The sequence below is a fragment of the Kaistia geumhonensis genome (assembly GCF_030815145.1).
GTDB lineage: Bacteria > Pseudomonadota > Alphaproteobacteria > Rhizobiales > Kaistiaceae > Kaistia > Kaistia geumhonensis.
In genome coordinates this window covers 960469-982473 of sequence record NZ_JAUSWJ010000001.1, presented here as the reverse complement: position 1 = coordinate 982473, position 22005 = coordinate 960469, and the positions used below count along the sequence as shown (strand labels likewise).

The window sequence follows — 22005 nt, the reverse complement described above, 5'->3', positions numbered from 1 at the left end:
CAAATCGAGACGCCGAAGGACAATCATGAGAGACCCGATCGACCTCTATATGAACACGCTCGTGCCGATGGTCGTCGAGCAGACGAACCGCGGCGAGCGCGCCTACGACATCTATTCCCGACTGCTCAAGGAGCGGGTGATTTTCGTCACCGGCCCGGTCGAGGATTATATGTCGACCCTGATCACCGCGCAGCTTCTCTTCCTCGAGGCCGAGAACCCGAAGAAAGAGATTGCGATGTACATCAACTCGCCGGGCGGCGTGGTGACGTCGGGTCTGGCGATCTACGACACGATGCAGTTCATCAAGCCTGCGGTGTCGACGCTCTGCATCGGCCAGGCGGCCTCGATGGGCTCGCTCCTGCTGACCGCCGGCGAGAAGGGCATGCGCTTCGCGCTTCCGAACGCCCGCATCATGGTGCATCAGCCGTCCGGCGGCTATCAGGGCCAGGTGACCGACATCCTGATCCATGCCCGCGAGGTAGAAAGCCTCAAGCGGCGCCTTAACGAGATCTATGTCCACCACACCGGTCGCGACTACCAGACGATCGAGAACGCACTCGAGCGCGACAATTTCCTCGTCGCCGAGTCGGCGGTGGAGTTCGGCCTCATCGACCAGGTGCTGACCAGCCGCGAGGCGTTGGACCAGCTCAAGAAGGATTGATCCGGCTGCCGGAAAATCCGAAGCCGGCCGTCGGCGGAATGGCGGGACCTCCGGGTCTCGCATTGGCCGACGGCGGCATTAAGTATGTCTTGATCAAGTCCCGACTAGCATGTTTGGATCGCAATCAGCCGATTGCGTCCGTCGGCTAGGGGCGCTAGAGGGTCGAGTTTCGACCGCGGCGGGCCGGCAGGATTGCACCGGCCGACATCAGAAGAGTCGTTCCGCTTTCCCCGGACCGGACGACAGCGAGGTATACGGATGAGCAAAGTCAGCGGCAGCGACACCAAGAACACGCTCTATTGCTCGTTTTGCGGCAAGAGCCAGCACGAGGTGCGCAAGCTGATCGCGGGGCCGACGGTTTTCATCTGCGATGAATGCGTCGAACTCTGCATGGACATCATCCGCGAGGAATCGAAGTCCTCGCTGGTGAAGTCGCGCGACGGCGTTCCGACGCCGCAGGAAATCTGCGCGGTTCTCGACGACTATGTGATCGGCCAGCGCCATGCCAAGCGCGTGCTCTCGGTCGCCGTGCACAATCACTACAAGCGCCTGAACCACGCCACCAAGAACAACGACGTGGAACTGGCCAAGTCCAACATCCTGCTGATCGGCCCGACCGGCTGCGGCAAGACGCTGCTCGCGCAGACGCTCGCTCGCATCCTCGACGTGCCCTTCACCATGGCCGATGCCACGACGCTGACCGAGGCCGGCTATGTCGGCGAGGATGTCGAGAACATCATTCTGAAGCTGCTGCAATCGGCCGACTACAATGTCGAGCGCGCACAGCGCGGCATCGTTTATATCGACGAGGTCGACAAGATCAGCCGCAAGTCCGACAACCCGTCGATCACGCGCGACGTGTCGGGCGAGGGCGTGCAGCAGGCTCTTCTGAAGATCATGGAGGGCACCGTCGCCTCCGTGCCGCCGCAGGGTGGGCGAAAGCATCCGCAGCAGGAGTTCCTGCAGGTCGACACGACGAACATCCTCTTCATCTGCGGCGGCGCTTTCGCCGGGCTCGAGCGCATCATCTCCGACCGCGGCCGTTCGACTTCGATCGGCTTCGGCGCTCGTGTTTCGGCTCCCGAGGAGCGTCGTACGGGTGAGCTCTTCCGCCAGGTCGAGCCCGAGGATCTGCTGAAGTTCGGCCTCATCCCCGAGTTCGTCGGCCGCCTGCCGGTGCTGGCGACGCTCGAGGATCTCGACGAGGCGGCGCTGATCACCATCCTGACCGAGCCGAAGAACGCGCTCGTCAAGCAGTATCAGCGCCTTTTCGAGATGGAGAACGTGGATCTCACCTTCCATCCCGACGCCCTGACCGCGATCGCCAAGCGCGCCATCGAGCGCAAGACCGGCGCACGCGGCCTGCGATCGATCATGGAGCAGATCCTGCTCGAGACGATGTTCGATCTGCCGGGCCTCGACGGCGTGCAGGAGGTCGTGATCTCGGCCGAAGTGGTCGAGGGCAAGGCCCGCCCGCTCTACATCTATGCAGAGCGGCAGCAGGACGAAGTCGCCAACGCCTGACGGCGCAGCGGATCGCAGACATTGAAAAGGCCCGGTGGAGCGATCCACCGGGCCTTTCTCTTTCCTGGAGGCGCCGAACGCCTCGGCTCCCTGCATCACCGTGGGTCGGAGGGGCGCGGCGCCCGGACAGAGGCAACCGGCACGATGCGGTCGCGCCTCTCCGCGGGCTACTCTTTCGGCACCACCGGCATGAAGGTGAAGGGCTTGGTATCGACGAACTTGTCGGCGGCGTTCCCCGAGAACACGCGGCCGCCGGTGATGTCGAGCATCTTCACGGGAGCGCCTTCCTTCAGGTCCAGATCTGCGAGCGGCACCCAGAAGGTGTTCGGGCTCGTCGACGAATCGAAGAAATAGACGCGGTCCTTCTGCTCTGCGACGGTGCGCCAGATCGTCGACGAGATGTTCGGCTGGCCGGGTGTGGTGATGCCGAGCGGCACCGAAACCGACCTCATGACGCCCATGACGCTCGCCACCGCCTGGTTGGCAAAACTTTTGTCGGGGACCGCGCCGATATAGCTGGGCGCCACCTCGGTCGGGATCGCCTGGATGAGGAACGAAGCGCGCGCGAAACGGTCGGCGGCGCGGTTGGTGCCCGGCAGGAAGGTGAGACCGCCGATCTCCTTCCAGTAGGCGTTGAGCGCCAGCTGCTGGTCATAGGTCGGCGAGTTGGTCATCACGCGGTATTCCTTGCCGTGATAGATAACCAGCCTGCCGCCGATGTACTGGAAGATGGCGGAATCGCCCGTCGCGTCCGAAATCGACAAATGCAGTTGCGCCGCTTTGCCGTTCGGCAGTTCGGCGGTCTGGACCCGGAACGGCTCCTTCTCGAGGACCGCCACCGCCTCGGCGACGCTGGCGAAGTTGTCGAGCACATATTGCGCCCAGAGCGACATCGACAGCGGCGGCTTGCCCATGGTGGTGCCGTAATCGCTCTCGGCGAGATAAAGCAGGTTTGCGACCAGGCCCGCTTCGTTCATGCCGTCGGCCGTGCCGAGATCGTAGCCCGAGGCGACGACGCTGCCATATTTCGCGGTCCAGACCGGTGCGTTCGGTCCGGCGGCGCCGTCCCGCTTGATGCCGCGCGGAAAGGCCCAGAGCCGCGTGTGCATATCTTCCAGCCAGTCCATGGTCCGGCCGGTGATCACCATGTCGTCGGAGCCGATATAGACGGCGCGCGTGCAGGCGAGGGCCGGCGCGAGCGAGGACGAAAGCAGCGCGGCAGCGGCGAGTGCCGTGACGAGGGGGCGGAAGCGGCTGGACATTGTCATGGTCTCCTCTGGCAGGCCCCGGGGAGGGCTGTCGGCGGCAGGATAGCATCGCCCGGCGTCGAACGGGTTGCGCAGGGGCAGCAGGGCGTTTCCAGAGGCCCGCGGGCGGCGGGCGACGGGCAGTGGTGGCGCTTGACACCCCCCCATCCCAACGCCACCTAATGGTGCGACGCGTCGAACGACGCAGTGCCTGACGGGCGAACGGGGAGGTCCTCCCAAGCCACCCCCGAAGACGCCCATGAGCCGGACGGTGCCCATCGGGGGCCGCGAGGCGCGAAAGGAACGAGAATGACATCCGACAAGAAGCGTTCGATCGGCCTCTCTTCCGGCGACGAACTCTATCCCGTGCTTCCCCTGCGTGACATCGTCGTCTTCCCGCACATGATCGTGCCGCTCTTCGTCGGCCGCGAGAAGTCGATACGTGCGCTGGAGGAGGTGATGCGGGCCGACAAGCAGATCCTGCTGGCGACCCAGAAGAATGCCGGCGACGACGATCCGGCGCCCGATTCGATCTATCCGATCGGCACGCTGGCCAGCGTCCTGCAGCTTCTGAAGCTGCCCGACGGCACCGTCAAGGTGCTGGTCGAGGGAATCGCCCGCGCCGAGATCGAGAGCTACACCGAGAACGAGCCCTACTACGAGGCCTACGCCCATCCGTTGCCCGACGCCGACGGCGACAAGGTCGAGGTCGAGGCCATGGCGCGCTCGGTCGTCTCGGAGTTCGAGAACTATGTGAAGCTCAACAAGAAGGTCTCGCCCGAGGTCGTCGGCGCGGTGACGCAGATCGACGACTATTCGAAGCTCGCCGATACCGTTGCCTCGCATCTCGCGATCAAGATCCCCGAGAAGCAGCAGATCCTGGCGCTCCGCACCGTCGCGGAACGGCTGGAGCGCGTGCTCGGGCTCATGGAGAGCGAGATCTCGGTCCTTCAGGTGGAGAAGCGCATCCGCTCCCGCGTCAAGCGGCAGATGGAGAAGACGCAGCGCGAGTACTACCTGAACGAGCAGATGAAGGCCATCCAGAAGGAGCTGGGCGACCAGGAGGATGGCAAGGACGAGCTGGCCGAGCTTGAGGAGCGGATCAACAAGACCAAGCTCTCGAAGGAAGCTCGCGAGAAGGCTCAGGGCGAGCTGAAGAAGCTGCGCCAGATGTCGCCGATGTCCGCCGAGGCGACTGTCGTGCGCAACTATCTCGACTGGCTGCTCGGCATCCCGTGGGGCAAGCGCACCAAGGTCAAGAACGACCTGGTCTACGCCCAGGAGGTGCTGGACGCGGATCACTATGGCCTCGAGAAGGTCAAGGACCGCATCGTCGAGTATCTGGCCGTCCAGAGCCGCGCCAACACGCTGAAGGGGCCGATCCTCTGCCTCGTCGGCCCGCCCGGCGTTGGCAAGACCTCGCTCGCGCGCTCGATCGCCAAGGCGACCGGCCGTGAATATGTCCGCATGTCGCTCGGCGGCGTCCGCGACGAGGCCGAGATCCGCGGTCATCGGCGGACCTATATCGGCTCGATGCCCGGCAAGGTCATCCAGTCGATGAAGAAGGCCAAGAAGTCCAACCCGCTCTTCCTGCTCGACGAGATCGACAAGATGGGCCAGGACTTCCGCGGCGATCCGTCGTCGGCCCTGCTGGAGGTGCTGGATCCGGAGCAGAACGCGTCCTTCAACGATCATTACCTCGAGGTCGATTACGACCTGTCGAACGTGATGTTCGTGACCACGGCGAACACGCTGAACATCCCCGGCCCGCTGATGGACCGCATGGAGATCATCCGTATAGCCGGCTACACCGAGGACGAGAAGCTCGAGATCGCGCACAAGCATCTCCTGCCGAAGGTGACCAAGAATCACGGCCTCTCGGCCAGTGAGTTCGAGGTCTCCGACGAGGCGCTGAGGTTCGTCATCCGCCGCTATACGCGGGAGGCGGGCGTCCGCAGCCTGGAGCGAGAGATCGCGACGCTGGCCCGCAAGGCCGTCAAGGCGCTGCTGCTCGAGAAGAAGACGTCGATCAAGGTCGACGAAACGGTTGTCGAGGAGTATCTCGGCGCGCCGCGCTATCGCTATGGCGAGGCGGAGCTCGAGGATCAGGTTGGCGTCGTCACCGGTCTCGCCTGGACCGAGGTCGGCGGCGAGATCCTCACGATCGAGGGTGTCATGATGCCCGGCAAGGGCCGCATGACCGTCACCGGCAACCTGCGCGACGTGATGAAGGAATCGATTTCCGCCGCGGCCTCCTATGTCCGCAGCCGGGCCGTCGATTTCGGCATCGAGCCGCCGCTCTTCGACCGGCGCGATATCCACGTGCACGTTCCTGAAGGGGCGACTCCGAAGGACGGGCCGTCGGCGGGTATCGCCATGGTGACGGCGATCGTCTCCACGCTGACCGGAATTCCGGTTCGCAAGGACGTCGCCATGACCGGCGAGATCACGCTTCGCGGCCGTGTGCTGCCGATCGGCGGATTGAAGGAGAAGCTGCTCGCGGCGCTGCGCGCCGGGATCAAGACCGTGATGATCCCCGAAGACAATGTGAAGGACCTCGCGGAGATTCCGGACAACGTGAAGAACGGCCTCGAGATCATCCCCGTCTCGCGCATGGACGACGTTCTCGGTCACGCGCTTGTGCGCAAGCCCGAGCCCATCGTCTGGGACGAGGCGAAGGAGAAGGAGAAGGCCGGACCGGTCGCCGCCGACGAGGATGCGACCCACGCGTTGACGGCTCACTGAGCCCCGGCGGCACCTCGCCGCCACCCAGAATCGCGAACGCCCGCCCTCGTGGCGGGCGTTTTCGCATCTCGATTCACTGAATTGTCGCCCGAAATCGCGGAAAACCGCCATTTTCGCTTGCCACGGCCGCACAATTCGTTGAGATACCCCGCCATGGCCGGGTCCGACTCATGCGGGCCGGGTTCGTGACCAGGGAAAGGATCATCATGAACAAGAACGATCTCATCGCCGCTGTCGCCGAGCGTACCGGTACCTCCAAGGCCGCCGCCGCCGAAGCCGTCGATGCAACGTTCGACGCGATCACCGGCGCCCTGAAGGCCGGCGACGAAGTCAAGATCATCGGCTTCGGCAATTTCAGCGTCGCCGAGCGCGCCGCCAGCGAGGGCCGCAACCCCCGCACGGGCGAGACCATCGCCATCGCCGCCTCGAAGACCCCGAAGTTCAAGGCCGGCAAGGGCCTGAAGGACGCCGTCAACTAAGGCGCTCCCGCTGTTGCCGGGGAGGCGGCCGAGCGGCCGCCCACCCTGGCGGCGGCCCGCGGCCGCGCCAAAGGCCGCGCCAAGGGCTAGCCCTACCGCGATGCGTCATCTCGTAGCGAACGAAGGCATGACGCGCTGATCCCGACGCCTTGGCGCCGGGTTCGTTCTCATCGTCCGGCCGTTTCCCATGTGGCCGGAGATCGTCTATAGACGGGGCGCGCCTTGCGGCGCCTTGTGGGCGGTTAGCTCAGTTGGTAGAGCGCCTCGTTTACACCGAGGATGTCGGGAGTTCGAGTCTCTCACCGCCCACCATTCCCGCTCGCGGCACCCCTCAGGCGCGGCTGACCGCATAGAGCGTCGTCGGCGCCGGGAATCCCTTGAGTGTTGACGGCTCGCGCGCCGTGAAGCGATAGGATGGGCGCCTGACGGCGGGCATCTGTTCGACCGTCGCATCGCAGGCCAGCACTTCGTCGGCGGCCGCTTCGGCGGCGGCGCGCGCAGCGAGATTGACGGTGCGGCCGAAGATGTCGCCGTCGCGCGGCACCACCGATCCCGTTGCCAATCCGATCCTGAGCGGCGGTAGCGCGAGGATCGTCGCATGATCGCGCAGTCGGAAGCTGGTATCGAGCGCCGTAGCCGCGTCCCCGAACTGCAGCAGGATGCCGTCGCCGAGCGACTTGATGAACCGTCCACCGGCGATCAGCGCCGTCTCGTAGCCGATGGCCTCGAAGGTCGCGGCCTGTTCCGCGGCCTCGGCATCGCCGACGCGGTGGGTGAGCATCGTATAGCCGGTGAGGTCGGCGAAAACGACGGTGAAGCCGGCCGATGTCGCCCCAACCCCGGCGGGGCGCGCCGGCAGCGCTTCCTGGATTCGTGTTGCGACATTGTCGAACACTGCATCTTCCAGCATCCGCCGCTGCAGCAGGTGGAGCGCTCGAAAGCCGAGCCGCTGCAATTGCAGCCGCAATGCCGCGGTCGACGCCAGCATCGCGCCGCTGCCGGCGCCGGCAGCCAGCATCGGCTCCTCCACCTGGCTGCGGAAGAGGTCGCGCATCGCCTCGACCGTTCGACGGGCGGATTGACCGAACACGCGCAGCACGCGCGCGAGGCTGTCGTCGGAGAGACCCGCGGCGCGCGCGGCGGCGATCAGTTGCAGGAGCTCGCGGTCGTCCTCGCGAAGCGGCGCGCCCGGCTCCAGCTCCGACAGGCCCATGGCGCTTCGCATGCGACGCACCACATCGACGGGCAGCCCCAGCCCGGCGATTCCGTTCTCGCTCGCGATTCCAGTGAGCGCGACCGGCTCGAACATCAGCTGGCCGGTGAAATCGAGCGAGAGCAGGCCTGCGCGGATCGCCTCGGCGAGATCGGGGAGGGCGATTCCGGCGGCTTCGAGCGACAGCGCCAGGCGAACCCGGTTCACATCGCCGGCGTCGTGGCCGCTGCCGTCGCCGCCGAGGATTCCGAGCCCGCGAAGCGCCGATAGCTGTGCTTCCGTGCAGCCGGCGCGTTCGGCGAAGTCGGCGGGGGAGAGGAGGGTCATCGCGGGCCACTTAGTCGGCGCGCGGCGGCGGCCGTCAAGCCGGGCGGTGCCCGATGCTCGGTTGAGCCGGCTCGCCTCCGGCTTATCCACAGTCGGACCGGGTGCCGCTTGACTTGACCCAAACGGTGCCGTACTTCACCGCCCACACGACGCGGCGACGCCGCTTCGGCCCTCGCAAGAGGGACCCCAGCGGGGGTGTAGCTCAGTTGGTTAGAGCGCCGGCCTGTCACGCCGGAGGTCGCGGGTTCGAGCCCCGTCACTCCCGCCATTTTCTCCCTGCTAAGTCCGTTGCTCGTCTGTTCTGTCGCCTCGTGCGATCTGAAGCAGTTTGAACGCCGCGAGCCCGACGGCCGCCGCGATCGCTCCGATGACGGTGTCCGTCAGCCGTTCGTGCAGCAGCAGGTTGGCCGTGTGACTGTCGGGCGTCACGAGCTCGACCATCAGCAGCACGAACAGCGTCAGGCAGAAGACGCCGAGCGCATTGTGGAACTGTTCCGCCGGCCAGCGCACGAAGGCGGCGAGCGCCATCGCGAGCAGCGTGACCCGGTGGCTGCCGACATGGGCGATCCCCACGGCCGCGACGACGCCACCGAGCGTTCCCAGGACGCGCGCGCCGGCAAGGCGCAAGCTGCCCAGCACTTCCGACCGCATGACCAGCAGCACGGTGAGGCAGGTCCAGGACGGCCGCAGCGAGCCGACGAGCACGGCCGCCGTCAGCGCCGCGCCGATCGAGAGCGATACCGCGATCGCGAACGCGATGCGTGGGCCGAGCGCGCCGCGCAGGCTGAGGCCGATAGAGGCGGCTGGCGGGACAGAAAGCGCCGTCTGGCGACCGTCCGCGAGATCGCTGGCAAGCGAGATCAGCCAGGAGAAGACCAGCATGATGGCGATCGCCAGGAAGTCGACCGGCGTCGGGGCGCTGACGAGGCCGGCCAGCACGATGCCGAAGGCGAAGAACCGGGTCGCGAGCAGCAGATGCGGATGCGCGGTCTCGACCAGGCCGTAGGCGAGGCCAGCGCCCATGGAGAGGGCGAACACGGCCGGCAGGTGGCCCGTCGACGCGGCGCCGAGAGCGAGGCCGGCCGCCAGCGCCAGCGGACCCGTCGCCATCCAGCCGAATCGTTGCAGACGCGGGCCGCCGGCGTCCCCCGCAAAGGCAACGATGGCCGAGACCATCGCGTAGACGAGCCAGGTCTCCGGCCCGGTGAAGAGCGTGACCACGATTGGCGCCATGACCGTGACCGTGAAGCGGATGGATCGCTTCAGCGTCACGCGGTGAAAAGCCAGCCAGTCGCCCAGACGCTCGCGCGTCCTGACGCGACGGGGTGTCGATACGACATGGGGTGAGCCGGTCATGGGCGTCTCCGTTGGCGGAGAAAGAAGACCAGACCGCGGCACCTTCGAAAAGAGCGAGAGACGAGTCGGCATCGCCGCAATGGGATGCGGGGGCGGGCGCGAGCCGCCTCCCTTGACGCGCGGGACATTTCGCCGCGCGCGGGCTTTTTTCATCGTTCCAATTCAACGACAGGCGAAATTCCGCCAAGATGACGCCGGGTTGCGGCCACCCATGTGGCGACCTGGCATGGCGCGGGGCTTGCCACTTCAGACGGCCTCCGCTAAGGCTCGCTTGTTGTTTTCGGACCTCGGCGAAATCGGTTCCGGCCCCGTTTGGATGGCTGGATAAGACAGCAGAGTTAAGCGGTTGGCGCCTTGTTGCGTCGCACGCCGGCCGCCCAGGCCGGTTGAAGGTCGGAGCGGATCATGGATGCTCTCTTGCGCGAATATCTGCCGATCGTCGTCTTTCTCGGCATAGCGCTGGTTATCGGTCTCGCGCTGCTGGTCTCGCCCTTCCTCGTGGCCTACCGCAATCCGGACCCGGAGAAGCTCTCGGCCTATGAGTGTGGCTTCAATGCCTTTGACGACGCGCGCATGAAGTTCGACGTCCGCTTCTACCTCGTGGCGATCCTGTTCATCATCTTCGATCTCGAAGTGGCCTTCCTGTTCCCCTGGGCGGTGACGTTCGGCTCGATCGGCTGGTTCGGCTTCTGGTCGATGATGATCTTCCTCGCAGTGCTCACGATCGGCTTTATCTACGAATGGAAGAAGGGAGCGCTCGAATGGGATTGAACCAGACCCCGGCAGCTGCCCCGGCTCGCGGGCCGCTCGTCGCCGAGCGGCCGCGTGGCCTCGTCGATGCGTCCGGACGGCCGCTCGGCCATGACGACAAGTTCTTCATGGAAGTGAACGGCGAACTGGCCGACAAGGGCTTCTTCGTCGCCGCCGCTGACGACCTCATCACCTGGGCGCGCACCGGCTCGCTGATGTGGATGACCTTCGGCCTCGCCTGCTGCGCCGTCGAGATGATGCAGGTCTCGATGCCGCGCTACGACGTGGAGCGTTTCGGCTTCGCGCCGCGCGCCTCGCCGCGGCAGTCCGATGTGATGATCGTCGCCGGCACTCTGACCAACAAGATGGCCCCCGCGCTCCGCAAGGTCTATGACCAGATGCCGGAACCGCGCTACGTCATCTCGATGGGCTCCTGCGCCAATGGCGGCGGCTACTACCACTACTCCTATGCCGTCGTGCGCGGCTGTGATCGCGTCGTGCCGGTCGACATCTATGTCCCCGGCTGCCCGCCGACGGCGGAGGCGCTGCTCTACGGCGTGCTGCTGCTGCAGAAGAAGATCCGCCGCACCGGAACGATCGAGCGCTGAGGCGATGATGGACGAGACGCTGAACGAGCTGGGTGCGCATATCGCGGAGAGCTGCGGCGACGCCGTTCTCGGCTGGCGGCTTGCTTATGGCGAGCTGACGGTGGCGGTAGCGCGCGCCGAGATCGCGACCGTGGTGGCGAAGCTCGCGGCCGATCCGAAGGCCGGCTTCGTCTCGATCATCGATGTCTGCGGCGCCGACTATCCGGAGCGCGAGAACCGCTTCGACGTCGTCTATCACCTGCTGTCTCCGACGCGAAACCTGCGTGTGCGTCTCAAGGTCGAGACCGACGAAATGTCGCCGGTTCCCTCGATCACGCCGGTGCTTCCCGGCGCCAACTGGTTCGAGCGCGAGGCCTACGACCTCTACGGCATCCTGTTCGTCGGGCATCCGGACCTTCGCCGGCTACTGACGGACTACGGCTTCGAGGGCCATCCCCTCCGCAAGGACTTCCCGCTGACCGGCTATGTTGAGGTCCGCTACGACGACGAGCAGAAGCGCGTTGTCTACGAACCGGTGCGCCTCACGCAGGAATTCCGCGATTTCGATTTCCTCTCGCCCTGGGAAGGCACTGATTACGTGCTGCCCGGTGACGAGAAGGCCCCCCAGAAGGCGAGCTGAGGCGAGCGCTGATGACCGAAGCCCAGGTCCGCACCTTCAACATCAATTTCGGCCCGCAGCATCCTGCGGCGCATGGCGTGCTGCGCCTTGTCGTCGAGCTGGACGGTGAGGTGGTCGATCGCGTCGATCCGCATATCGGCCTGCTGCATCGCGGCACCGAGAAGCTGATCGAGGCGAAGACCTATCTTCAGGCCGTGCCCTATTTCGACCGGCTCGACTATGTCGCGCCGATGAATCAGGAGCATGCCTTCGCGCTCGCGGTCGAGAAGCTGCTCGGCGTCGAGGTCCCGAAGCGTGGCCAGCTGATCCGCGTGCTCTATTCGGAAATCGGCCGCCTGTTGTCGCATCTCCTCAACGTCACTACCTGGGCGCTGGACGTCGGCGCGCTCACGCCGCCCCTGTGGGGCTTCGAGGAGCGTGAGAAGCTGATGATCTTCTACGAGCGCGCCTCGGGCTCCCGCATGCATGCGGCCTATATCCGGCCGGGCGGGGTCCATCAGGACATCCCTCAGAAGCTGGTCGACGATATCGGCGCCTTCTGCGATCCGTTCCTCGAGGCTCTCGCCGATCTCGACGCGCTCGTGACCGGCAATCCGATTTTCAAGCAGCGCAATGTCGATATCGGCAAGGTGACGCTCGAGGATGCCTGGAAGTGGGGCTTCTCGGGCGTGATGGTCAGGAGCGCCGGCGCCGCCTGGGATCTGCGCCGTTCACAGCCCTACGAGTGCTATTCCGAACTCGACTTCGACATCCCGGTCGCCCGTCATGGCGATTGCTATGACCGCTTCCTGATCCGCATCGAGGAGATGCGCCAGTCGATCCGCATCATGAAGCAGTGCGTCGAGCGGCTGTCTGGCGCGGAGCGCACGGGGCCCGTCTCTTCGATGGACGGCAAGGTCGTGCCGCCGAAGCGTGGCGAGATGAAGCGTTCGATGGAAGCGCTCATCCACCACTTCAAGCTTTACACCGAAGGCTATCATGTGCCGGAGGGCGAGGTTTACGCCGCCGTCGAGGCGCCCAAGGGCGAGTTCGGCGTCTATCTCGTCTCCGACGGCAGCAACAAGCCCTATCGCTGCAAGATTCGCGCGCCGGGCTTCGGGCATCTCCAGGCGATGGACTTCCTGAGCCGCGGCCACATGCTGGCCGACGTCTCGGCCATCCTCGGTTCGCTCGACATCGTGTTCGGAGAGGTTGACCGCTGATGTCCGTCCGTCGTCTTGCAGCCGAGCAGCCCGAGAGCTTCGCCCTCACGCCGGAGAATCTCGCCTGGGCGCAGAAGACCGTCGAGAAGTTCCCGGCCGGGCGCCAGGCGTCCGCCGTGATCCAGATCCTCTGGCGCATCCAGGAGCAGGAGGGCTGGGTCTCCGAGCCGGCGATCCGCTGGGTCGGCGAGTTCCTCGACATGCCCTATATTCGCGTGCTCGAGGTCGCGACCTTCTACACGATGTTCCTGCTCGCACCGGTGGGCCGCAAGGCGCATATCCAGGTCTGCGGAACGACGCCCTGCATGATCGCAGGCGCCGGCGAACTTCTGAAGGTCTGCCGCAGCCGCATCCATGCCGAGCCTTTCCATCCCTCGGCGAACGGCGATCTCTCGTGGGAAGAGGTCGAGTGCCTCGGCGCCTGCGTGAACGCGCCGATGGTGCAGATCGTGCCAGACACCTACGAGGACCTCACGGCGGAGAGCTTCGGCAAGCTCATCGACGACATCGAGGCCGGCCGGCCGCTGGAGCCCGGTCCCCAGACGGACCGCTTCAACTCCATGCCGATCGGCGGCGCGCGCGTGCTGACCAGCCCCGAACTCTATGACGGTTCGATGATCGGGCAGGGTGCCGGCCTTGCGGCCGCGCGTGAGGCGATCGCGGCCCGCGAAGCCGCCGAAGTCGCGAAGGCCGCCGAGGCCGCCGCCGCCGCTGCTGAAGCTCCTGCTCCCGCCGCGGCTGCGCCTGCGGGCGATCCGGCGCCGGCCAAGGATCCGGTCGCTCCGGCTGTCAAGGTGCAGGCCGAGGCGGACAAGGAAAAGGTTCCGAACCAGGTCGACCAGTCGAAGCCGGCTTCCGATCCGTCGGTTCGTCCCGACGGGGGCAAGGAACAGGTTGCGCAGTCGGGCGAGAAGAAGTGAGGGCGGACCATGCTGGCTGACAAGGACCGCATCTTTACCAACATCTACGGTGCCCAGGACTGGGGCCTTCAGGGCGCGCTGAAGCGCGGCTCGTGGGATGGCACCAAGACGATCCTCGCGGCCGGCCGCGACTGGATCATCGAGCAGATGAAGGCGTCGGGCCTGCGCGGTCGCGGCGGCGCCGGCTTCTCGACCGGCCTCAAATGGTCGTTCATGCCGAAGGTGAATGACGGCCGCCCGCACTATCTCGTCATCAACGCCGACGAGTCGGAGCCGGGCACCTGCAAGGATCGCGAGATCCTGCGCCATGATCCGCATCATCTCGTCGAGGGCGCGCTGATCGCGTCCTTCGCGATGGGTGCACATGTCGCCTACATCTACGTTCGCGGCGAGTTCATCCGCGAGCGGGAGCATCTGCAGGCTGCGATCGATCAGGCCTACGAGGCACGCCTCATCGGCAAGAACAACGTCCATGGCTGGGACATGGACATCTATGTCGCCCATGGCGCGGGCGCCTATATCTGCGGCGAGGAAACGGCGCTGCTCGAGAGTCTCGAGGGCAAGAAGGGCCAGCCGCGCCTGAAGCCGCCGTTCCCGGCCAATGTCGGCCTCTACGGCTGCCCGACAACCGTCAACAATGTCGAGAGCATTGCAGTCGCACCGACCATCCTGCGCCGTGGCGCGGCATGGTTCGCCTCGATCGGCCGTCCCAACAATGTCGGCACCAAGCTGTTCGGCATCTCCGGTCATGTGAACACGCCCTGCATTGTCGAAGAGGCGATGGGCATCCCGTTCCGCGAGCTGATCGAGAAGCATGGCGGCGGCGTGCGCGGTGGATGGGACAACCTGCTCGCCATCATCCCCGGCGGCGCGTCCTGTCCGATCATCCCGGCCAAGGACTGCGAAGAGCTGATCATGGACTTCGACGGCACGCGTGCCGTGAAGTCGTCGTTCGGCACCGCCGGCGTGCTGGTCATGGACAAGTCGACCGACGTGGTCCGCGCCATCGCCCGCATCTCGTCCTTCTTCAAGCACGAGAGCTGCGGCCAGTGCACGCCTTGCCGCGAAGGCACCGGCTGGATGGCCCGCGTTCTGGCGCGCATGGCGCGCGGCGAGGCCGAGAAGCGCGAGATCGACATGCTGCTGCAGGTCACGACCCAGATCGAGGGTCACACGATCTGCGCGCTCGGCGACGCGGCGGCCTGGCCGGTCCAGGGTCTCATCCGTCATTTCCGCCCGCTCATCGAGGAGCGGATCGATCTCTATTCGGCCAATCCGAAGCCGATCGAGCGGGAGATGATGGAGGCGGCGGAGTAGGGCGATGAAGCTCAGCGGCGTCATCGAGAAGCTGGATGTCGAAAGGTCGACCCTCGCGGGCTCGAGCTTCGTCGACGTCAATTTTTCGGGCGCCCGCTTCGACGACGTGAACATGTCGGGCTGGACGGCGACCAACGTGAACCTGTCTGGGCTCTCGGTCGAGAATGCGAATCTCTCGGGGACCCGCATCAACGACGTGAACCTTTCGGGAGCGCGGCTGTCCAAGGTCAACCTGATGGGCGTTTCGATCGAAGGCTGCCGACTGGACGGCGCCACGGTCGACGGTGTCCTCCTATCGGAATTGCAGGCCGCCTATCGCGCGGCGCAAGAGGCGAAGTAATGGCCAAGATCATCGTTGACGGCATCGAAGTGGACGTCCCCCCGGACTACACGCTTCTGCAGGCGGCGGAAGCGGCCGGCGCCGAGGTGCCGCGCTTCTGCTTCCATGAACGGCTGTCGATCGCCGGCAATTGCCGCATGTGCCTCGTTGAAGTGAAGGGTGGTCCGCCCAAGCCGCAGGCTTCCTGCGCGATGAACGTCCGCGACCTGCGGCCCGGTCCGAACGGCGAGCCGCCGGTCATGTTCACCAAGTCGCCCATGGTGAAGAAGGCGCGCGAAGGGGTGATGGAGTTCCTCCTCATCAATCACCCGCTCGATTGCCCGATCTGCGACCAGGGCGGCGAGTGCGACCTGCAGGACCAGGCCATGGCCTATGGCGTGGACAAGAACCGCTTCGCCGAGAACAAGCGCGCCGTCGAGGACAAGTATATCGGCCCGCTCGTGAAGACGTCGATGAACCGCTGCATCCATTGCACGCGCTGCGTCCGCTTCACGACGGAGGTCGCCGGCATCTCCGAGATGGGCCTGATCGGGCGCGGCGAGGATGCCGAGATCACGACCTATCTCGAGCGCGCGCTGACCTCCGAACTGCAGGGCAACGTCATCGACCTTTGCCCGGTCGGAGCGCTGACTTCGAAGCCCTATGCCTTCCACGCGCGTCCCTGGGAACTGGTGAAGACGGAGTCGATCGACGTTATGGACGCGGTCGGCTCGAATATCCGCGTCGACGTGCGCGGCCGCGAGGTGATGCGCATCCTGCCGCGCCTCAACGAGGCCGTGAACGAGGAGTGGATCTCCGACAAGACGCGCTTCGTCTGGGACGGGCTGCGCACCCAGCGCCTCGATCGCCCCTATGTTCGCACCGGCGGCAAGCTGCGTCCGGCTTCCTGGAGCGAGGCCTTCGCGGTGATCGCGGCGAAGGTGAAGGGTCTGGACGGCAAGCGGATCGGCGCCATCGGCGGTGATCTCGCCTCGGTCGAGGACCTCTTTGCGCTGAAGGGGCTGATGGCGGGTCTCGGCTCGCCCAATCTCGACGTCCGCCAGGACGGCGCCGCGCTCGATCCGGCCGCCGGCCGCGCCGGCTATGTCTTCAACCCGACGATCGCCGGAATCGAGCAGGCCGACGCGATCCTGATCGTCGGCGCCAATCCGCGCCGTGAGGCGTCTGTGCTGAATGCGCGCATCCGCAAGCGCTGGCGCGCAGGCGGCATGAAGGTCGGCGTCATCGGCGAGCAGGTCGACCTGACCTATCCGCACGATTATCTCGGCGCCGGAACCGAGACGCTCGCAGACATCGCGGCCGGAAAGGGAGCATTCGGCGAACTGCTCGCCAAGGCCAAGCGGCCGATCGTCATCGTCGGCCAGGCGGCTCTTGCCGGCGAAGCTGGCGCCGCGGTGCTTGCCACCGCCGCGTCGATCGCCTCGGCGCCCGGTCGCGACGAGGGCTGGAATGGCCTTGCCGTTCTTCACACCGCCGCCTCGCGCGTCGGCGGGCTTGATATCGGCTTCGTGCCGGGCGAGGGCGGTCTCGATACCCGCGCCATGGTGAAGGCCGCGGGGGAGGGCGCGCTCGACGTGCTGTTCCTGCTCGGCGCAGACGAGATCGACACCGAGGCGCTTGGCTCCGCTTTCGTGGTCTATGTCGGGACGCACGGCGACAATGGCGCGCATCGCGCCGACGTCATCCTGCCGGCGGCGGCCTATACGGAGAAGTCGGGTACTTATGTGAACACGGAGGGGCGCGTCCAGTTCGCCAACCGCGCGGCATTCCCGCCCGGCGACGCGCGCGAGGATTGGGCCGTCTTCCGCGCCCTTTCCGACGTGCTCGGCAAGCGGCTGCCCTTCGACTCGCTCGGTGAGTTGCGCCGCGCGCTCTATGCGGCCTATCCCCATCTCGCCAAGGCCGATCATGTCGAGCCGGCGGGGCTGGCGGATGTACAGGCGCTCGCGTCGAAGGCGGGTTCGCTTCCGTCCGTGACCTTCGCGAGTGTGGTCGCAGACTTCTATCTGACAAATCCGATCGCCCGTGCTTCGGCCGTGATGGCGGAGTGCTCGGCGCTCGCGGCCGGCCAGGTCGCGGCGGCAGCGGAGTAAGGAACCGATGAACGGCTTCGTCGACGGCTATCTGATCCCCGGCGTGATCATCATCGCGCAGAGCCTTCTGCTGCTGATCCTGCTGCTGGTCTCGATCGCCTTCATCCTTCTGGCGGATCGCAAGATCTGGGCGGCTGTCCAGCTGCGCCGCGGCCCGAACGTGGTCGGCGCCTTCGGCCTGCTCCAGTCCTTTGCCGACCTGCTCAAGTTCGTGCTCAAGGAGCCGGTGATCCCATCCGGCGCCAACAAGGGCATCTTCCTTCTGGCGCCGCTGGTCACCGTGACGCTGGCGCTGGCCGGCTGGGCGGTGATCCCGTTCAACGCGGGCTGGGTGATCGCCAACATCAATGTCGGCATCCTCTACCTGCTCGCGATCTCCTCGCTCGGCGTCTATGGCATCATCATGGGCGGCTGGGCTTCGAACTCGAAATACCCGTTCCTATCCTCGCTGCGCGCCGCCGCGCAGATGGTGTCCTACGAGGTTTCGATCGGCTTCGTGCTGGTGGGCGTCCTCCTCTGCGTCGGCTCGCTGAACATCTCCGACGTGGTGATCGCGCAGGAGCATGGCCTCGGCACCAAGCTCGGCCTGCCCGGCAGCTTCCTCGACTGGCACTTCATCCCGCTGCTGCCGCTGTTCGTCATCTTCTTCATCTCGGCGCTGGCCGAGACCAATCGCCCGCCCTTCGACCTCGTCGAGGCGGAATCGGAGCTCGTCGCCGGCTTCATGTCGGAATACGGCTCGACGCCGTACATGATGTTCATGCTCGGCGAATACGCGTCCATCTGCCTGATGTGCGCGATGACGACGATCCTGTTCCTCGGGGGCTGGCTGCCGCCGTTCAACTTCGCGCCGTTCACCTGGGTCCCGGGCATCGTCTGGTTCGTTCTGAAGGCGCTGCTGGTCTTCTTCATGTTCGCGATGGTGAAGGCCTTCGTGCCGCGCTACCGCTACGACCAGCTCATGCGGCTCGGCTGGAAGGTCTTCCTGCCGATCTCCCTCGGCATGGTCGTCGTGGTCGCCGCCGTTCTCAAGATCATGGGATGGGCTCCGTAATGCGCCTCGACCAGACCGCGAAAGCGATTTTCCTCACCGAGTTCGTCTCGGCCTTCTTCCTGTCGATGCGCTACTTCTTCAAGCCGAAGAAGACGCTGAACTATCCCTTCGAGAAAGGGGCGCTCAGCCCGCGCTTCCGCGGCGAGCATGCGCTGCGCCGCTATCCGAACGGCGAAGAGCGCTGCATCGCGTGCAAGCTTTGTGAGGCGATCTGCCCGGCACAGGCGATCACGATCGAGGCGGGGCCCCGTCGCAACGACGGTACGCGGCGTACGACCCGTTACGACATCGACATGGTGAAGTGCATCTATTGCGGCTTCTGCCAGGAAGCCTGCCCGGTGGACGCCATCGTCGAAGGACCGAATTTCGAGTTCGCCACCGAGACACGCGAAGAGCTTTACTACGACAAGGAAAAGCTGCTCGCGAACGGCGATCGGTGGGAGCGGGAGATCGCTCAGAACATCAGCATGGATGCACCTTACCGGTGAAGCGATCATGATCCTGCACACGCTCTTCTTCTACCTGTTCTCGGCCATCACCATCGCCTCCGGACTGATGGTGATAGGTTCGCGAAATCCCGTGCTTTCGGTGCTGTTCCTCATCCTCGCCTTCTTCAATGCGGCGGCGCTGTTCGTGATGCTCGGGGCCGAGTTCCTGGCGATGCTGCTGGTCGTCGTCTATGTCGGCGCGGTCGCTGTTCTGTTCCTGTTCGTGGTCATGATGCTCGACGTCGACTTCGTCGAGCTTCGCCAGGGCTTCCAGCAATATCTGCCGGTCGGCGGGCTGATCGGCGTCGTGCTGCTTGCCGAGCTGCTGATCGTGCTGTCCGGCTGGGTCTTCGCGCCCGAGGCGGTCAAGGGCGTCGCAGCGCCGATCCCGGACGTGGCGCAGGTCTCGAACACCGCCGCGATCGGGCAGCTGCTGTACACCCACTACTTCTTCTTCTTCCAGGCGGCCGGCTTCGTGCTGCTGGTGGCGATGATCGGCGCGATCGTGCTGACGCTTCGCCACAAGCCGAACGTGAAGCGTCAGGTCGTCGCCGATCAGGTCGCGCGTTCGCAGAAGGTTGAACTGCACGCCGTCAAGCCCGGCCAGGGCGTCTAGAGAGAGAACGGGGACTTCATCATGGAGATCGGGCTCTCCCACTATCTGGCGGTCGCGGCGATCCTTTTCACGATCGGCGTGTTCGGCATCTTCATTAATCGCAAGAACGTCATCGTCATTCTGATGTCGATCGAGCTGATCCTGCTCGCAGTCAACATCAACTTCGTCGCGTTCTCGTCCTTCCTGGGCGATCTCGTCGGCCAGATCTTCGCGCTCTTCGTGCTGACCGTCGCGGCGGCCGAAGCCGCGATCGGCCTCGCCATCCTCGTCGTCTTCTACCGCAACCGCGGCTCGATCGCGGTCGAAGACATCAATCTGATGAAGGGCTGAGGCTCCGATGTATTCCGCGATCGTCTTCCTCCCCCTTCTCGGCGCCATCATCGCCGGCGCCATCGCGCTGTTCGGCAGCTATCGCGCCGCCATGGTCGGCGCGCCGGCCGAGGGCAGCGATGCCGGGCACCACGACCACGCCGCGCATGCGCATGACGATCATGGCCACGATGCCCATGCTCACGACGCGCATGGTCACGACGATCATAGCCACGGCGACCACGGTCATGCGCCGGCGGCGCCCGGCTCCCGGTCGGCGGAGATCGTGACGACGGGTCTCCTCTTCGTCTCGGCCATTCTCGCCTGGATCGCCTTCTTCACCGTCACCTCGCCGGACGGCTCGCCGGTGCGCGTCGACGTGCTGCCCTGGATGCAGTCGGGCACGCTTTCGTTCAACTGGGCCTTCCGCATCGACACGCTCACCGCGGTCATGCTGATCCTGGTGACGACGGTGTCGTCGCTCGTCCATCTCTACTCATGGGGCTACATGTCCCATGACGAGCACCGGCCGCGCTTCTTCGGCTATCTGTCGCTCTTCACCTTCGCGATGCTGATGCTGGTGACGTCGGACAATCTCGTCCAGATGTTCTTCGGCTGGGAGGGCGTCGGTCTCGCCTCCTATCTCCTGATCGGCTTCTGGTTCCAGAGGCCGTCCGCGAATGCGGCCGCCATCAAGGCCTTCGTCGTCAACCGCGTCGGCGACTTTGGCTTCGTCCTCGGCATCTTCGCCGTGTTCGTCCTGTTCGGCTCGGTCGATTTCGACACGATCTTCGCCAATGCCGGCGGCATCGTCGGCACGAAGATTCACTTCCTTTCCTGGGATCTCGATGCGCTGACCGTCGCCTGCCTGCTGCTCTTCGTGGGCGCGATGGGCAAGTCGGCGCAGTTCCTGCTGCACACCTGGCTGCCGGACGCGATGGAGGGCCCGACCCCCGTCTCGGCGCTCATCCATGCTGCGACCATGGTGACGGCCGGCGTGTTCATGGTGGCGCGCATGTCGCCGTTATTCGGCCTCTCGGAGACGGCGCTGACCGTCGTGACCTTCTTCGGTGCGACCACCGCCTTCTTCGCGGCGACGATCGGCCTCGTCCAGAACGACATCAAGCGCGTCATCGCCTATTCGACCTGCTCGCAGCTCGGCTACATGTTCGTCGGCCTCGGCACGGGCGCCTTCGCGACCGGCATCTTCCATCTGCTGACGCATGGCTTCTTCAAGGCGCTGCTTTTCCTTTGCGCCGGCTCCGTGATCCATGCGGTCTCGGGCGAGCAGGACATGCGCAAGATGGGTGGCCTCCGGAAGCGAATTCCGGTGACCTACTGGGCGATGATCGCCGGAACGCTCGCGATCACCGGCTTCCCCTTCACCGCCGGCTACTTCTCCAAGGACGCCATCATCGAGGCGGCTTACGTCGCCGAGAATCCGCTTGCCGGCTATGCCTGGTTCCTGACCGTCGTCGCGGCGCTGCTGACCTCGTTCTATTCCTGGCGCCTCATCTTCATGACGTTCCATGGCGAGCCCCGCGCTTCGGCCGAGGTCATGTCGCATGTCCATGAATCGCCGAAGGTCATGACGATCCCGCTGATCGTCCTATCGTTCGGCGCGATCTTCGCCGGAATGATCCTCTCCAACCGCTTCATCGGCGAGGGTTACGGCGAGTTCTGGAAAACGGCCCTGTTCATGAACCCGGAAAACCACGTGCTTCATGCGATGCACGAGCTCCCGGAGACCATCAAGCTGGCCCCCACCGTGATGATGGTGATCGGCTTCCTGTTGACGTACTGGTTCTATATCCGCTCGCCGAACATTCCGAAGCAGCTCGCGGCAGAGCAGCCGCTCCTCTATCGCTTCCTGCTCAACAAGTGGTACTTCGACGAGCTCTACGACTTCCTGTTCGTCCGCCCGATGAAGTGGCTCGGCCGCTTCCTCTGGAAGAAGGGCGACGGCTGGCTCATCGACGGCTTCGGTCCGGACGGCGTGTCGGCCCGCGTGGTGGACGTGACCAATCGCGTGGTGAAGTTGCAGACGGGCTACGTCTACCACTACGCATTTGCGATGCTGATCGGCATTGCCGCGCTGGTCACCTGGATGATGTTTGCGGGCTGAGGATTTGACCTA

The 22005-nt window shown here is 65.3% G+C and carries 20 protein-coding genes and 2 tRNA genes; 19 read left to right on the top strand and 3 right to left on the bottom strand.

Annotation, left to right across the window (positions count from 1 at the left end):
* Positions 1 to 25: 25 nt before the first annotated feature.
* Positions 26 to 661: an ATP-dependent Clp protease proteolytic subunit gene (locus QO015_RS04595; RefSeq protein ID WP_266281168.1), complete on the top strand. Its 636-nt coding sequence runs from the start codon at positions 26 to 28 to the stop codon at positions 659 to 661.
* Between the two features lie 258 nt (positions 662 to 919).
* On the top strand, positions 920 to 2185 hold the full coding sequence (clpX, locus tag QO015_RS04590) for an ATP-dependent Clp protease ATP-binding subunit ClpX (RefSeq protein ID WP_266281169.1): 1266 nt from the start codon (positions 920 to 922) through the stop codon (positions 2183 to 2185).
* 167 nt (positions 2186 to 2352) lie between these two features.
* On the opposite strand, the gene QO015_RS04585 is transcribed toward clpX, so the two are convergent.
* Positions 2353 to 3447 carry a linear amide C-N hydrolase gene (locus QO015_RS04585; RefSeq protein WP_266282460.1) on the bottom strand — a complete coding sequence of 365 codons (1095 nt, stop codon included), beginning with the start codon at positions 3445 to 3447 and terminating at the stop codon, positions 2353 to 2355.
* Between the two features lie 294 nt (positions 3448 to 3741).
* On the opposite strand from QO015_RS04585, the gene lon reads away from it, so the two are divergent.
* The 3 genes from lon to QO015_RS04570 all read left to right on the top strand — a co-directional run bounded on the left by lon (position 3742) and on the right by QO015_RS04570 (position 6968).
* Positions 3742 to 6177 carry an endopeptidase La gene (gene lon, locus QO015_RS04580; RefSeq protein ID WP_266281170.1) on the top strand — a complete coding sequence of 812 codons (2436 nt, stop codon included), beginning with the start codon at positions 3742 to 3744 and terminating at the stop codon, positions 6175 to 6177.
* Positions 6178 to 6383: 206 nt separating this feature from the next.
* The gene (locus QO015_RS04575; RefSeq protein WP_266281171.1) at positions 6384 to 6656 is read left to right on the top strand and encodes an HU family DNA-binding protein; all 273 of its coding nucleotides are present in this window, start codon (positions 6384 to 6386) and stop codon (positions 6654 to 6656) included.
* Positions 6657 to 6892: 236 nt separating this feature from the next.
* Positions 6893 to 6968, top strand: a tRNA-Val gene (locus QO015_RS04570).
* Between the two features lie 19 nt (positions 6969 to 6987).
* On the opposite strand, the gene QO015_RS04565 is transcribed toward QO015_RS04570, so the two are convergent.
* Entirely contained in the window at positions 6988 to 8196 is a 1209-nt protein-coding gene (locus tag QO015_RS04565; RefSeq protein ID WP_266281172.1) for an adenylate/guanylate cyclase domain-containing protein, read from the bottom strand.
* A 191-nt stretch (positions 8197 to 8387) separates the two neighbouring features.
* Here QO015_RS04565 and QO015_RS04560 point away from each other — a divergent pair.
* A tRNA-Asp gene (locus QO015_RS04560) sits at positions 8388 to 8464 on the top strand.
* An 11-nt stretch (positions 8465 to 8475) separates the two neighbouring features.
* On the opposite strand, the gene QO015_RS04555 is transcribed toward QO015_RS04560, so the two are convergent.
* Positions 8476 to 9552 carry an FUSC family protein gene (locus QO015_RS04555; protein WP_266281173.1) on the bottom strand — a complete coding sequence of 359 codons (1077 nt, stop codon included), beginning with the start codon at positions 9550 to 9552 and terminating at the stop codon, positions 8476 to 8478.
* 405 nt (positions 9553 to 9957) lie between these two features.
* On the opposite strand from QO015_RS04555, the gene QO015_RS04550 reads away from it, so the two are divergent.
* The 13 genes from QO015_RS04550 to nuoL are packed head-to-tail and all read left to right on the top strand — an operon-like array spanning position 9958 to position 21993.
* Positions 9958 to 10323, top strand: coding sequence for an NADH-quinone oxidoreductase subunit A (locus QO015_RS04550; RefSeq protein WP_266281174.1), 366 nt, complete (start codon positions 9958 to 9960; stop codon positions 10321 to 10323).
* A complete protein-coding gene (locus QO015_RS04545; RefSeq protein WP_266281175.1) occupies positions 10314 to 10910 on the top strand; it encodes a NuoB/complex I 20 kDa subunit family protein in 597 nt (198 codons plus the stop codon). Before QO015_RS04550 ends, QO015_RS04545 begins: the two co-directional genes overlap by 10 nt.
* A 7-nt stretch (positions 10911 to 10917) precedes the next feature.
* On the top strand, positions 10918 to 11529 hold the full coding sequence (locus QO015_RS04540) for an NADH-quinone oxidoreductase subunit C (protein ID WP_266282461.1): 612 nt from the start codon (positions 10918 to 10920) through the stop codon (positions 11527 to 11529).
* Positions 11530 to 11540: 11 nt separating this feature from the next.
* Positions 11541 to 12731, top strand: coding sequence for an NADH-quinone oxidoreductase subunit D (locus tag QO015_RS04535; protein ID WP_266281176.1), 1191 nt, complete (start codon positions 11541 to 11543; stop codon positions 12729 to 12731).
* Positions 12731 to 13651, top strand: a complete 921-nt coding sequence (gene nuoE / locus QO015_RS04530; RefSeq protein ID WP_266281177.1) for an NADH-quinone oxidoreductase subunit NuoE — start codon at positions 12731 to 12733, stop codon at positions 13649 to 13651. Before QO015_RS04535 ends, nuoE begins: the two co-directional genes overlap by 1 nt.
* A 9-nt stretch (positions 13652 to 13660) precedes the next feature.
* Positions 13661 to 14968 (top strand): NADH-quinone oxidoreductase subunit NuoF, encoded by a 1308-nt coding sequence (gene nuoF / locus QO015_RS04525; protein WP_266281178.1) that lies wholly within the window; start codon positions 13661 to 13663, stop codon positions 14966 to 14968.
* A 4-nt stretch (positions 14969 to 14972) separates the two neighbouring features.
* Entirely contained in the window at positions 14973 to 15308 is a 336-nt protein-coding gene (locus tag QO015_RS04520) for a pentapeptide repeat-containing protein (protein ID WP_266281179.1), read from the top strand.
* Complete coding sequence (gene nuoG, locus QO015_RS04515; protein ID WP_266281180.1) at positions 15308 to 17401, top strand: NADH-quinone oxidoreductase subunit NuoG; 2094 nt, start codon at positions 15308 to 15310, stop codon at positions 17399 to 17401. The genes QO015_RS04520 and nuoG overlap by 1 nt, the downstream gene beginning before the upstream one ends.
* A gap of 7 nt (positions 17402 to 17408) precedes the next feature.
* On the top strand, positions 17409 to 18455 hold the full coding sequence (nuoH, locus tag QO015_RS04510; RefSeq protein WP_266281181.1) for an NADH-quinone oxidoreductase subunit NuoH: 1047 nt from the start codon (positions 17409 to 17411) through the stop codon (positions 18453 to 18455).
* A complete protein-coding gene (nuoI, locus tag QO015_RS04505) occupies positions 18455 to 18943 on the top strand; it encodes an NADH-quinone oxidoreductase subunit NuoI (RefSeq protein ID WP_266282463.1) in 489 nt (162 codons plus the stop codon). The genes nuoH and nuoI overlap by 1 nt, the downstream gene beginning before the upstream one ends.
* 7 nt (positions 18944 to 18950) lie before the next feature.
* The gene (locus QO015_RS04500) at positions 18951 to 19559 is read left to right on the top strand and encodes an NADH-quinone oxidoreductase subunit J (RefSeq protein ID WP_266282465.1); all 609 of its coding nucleotides are present in this window, start codon (positions 18951 to 18953) and stop codon (positions 19557 to 19559) included.
* A gap of 21 nt (positions 19560 to 19580) precedes the next feature.
* On the top strand, positions 19581 to 19889 hold the full coding sequence (gene nuoK / locus QO015_RS04495) for an NADH-quinone oxidoreductase subunit NuoK (protein WP_266281182.1): 309 nt from the start codon (positions 19581 to 19583) through the stop codon (positions 19887 to 19889).
* Positions 19890 to 19896: 7 nt separating this feature from the next.
* The gene (gene nuoL / locus QO015_RS04490) at positions 19897 to 21993 is read left to right on the top strand and encodes an NADH-quinone oxidoreductase subunit L (RefSeq protein ID WP_266281183.1); all 2097 of its coding nucleotides are present in this window, start codon (positions 19897 to 19899) and stop codon (positions 21991 to 21993) included.
* Positions 21994 to 22005 lie beyond the last annotated feature (12 nt).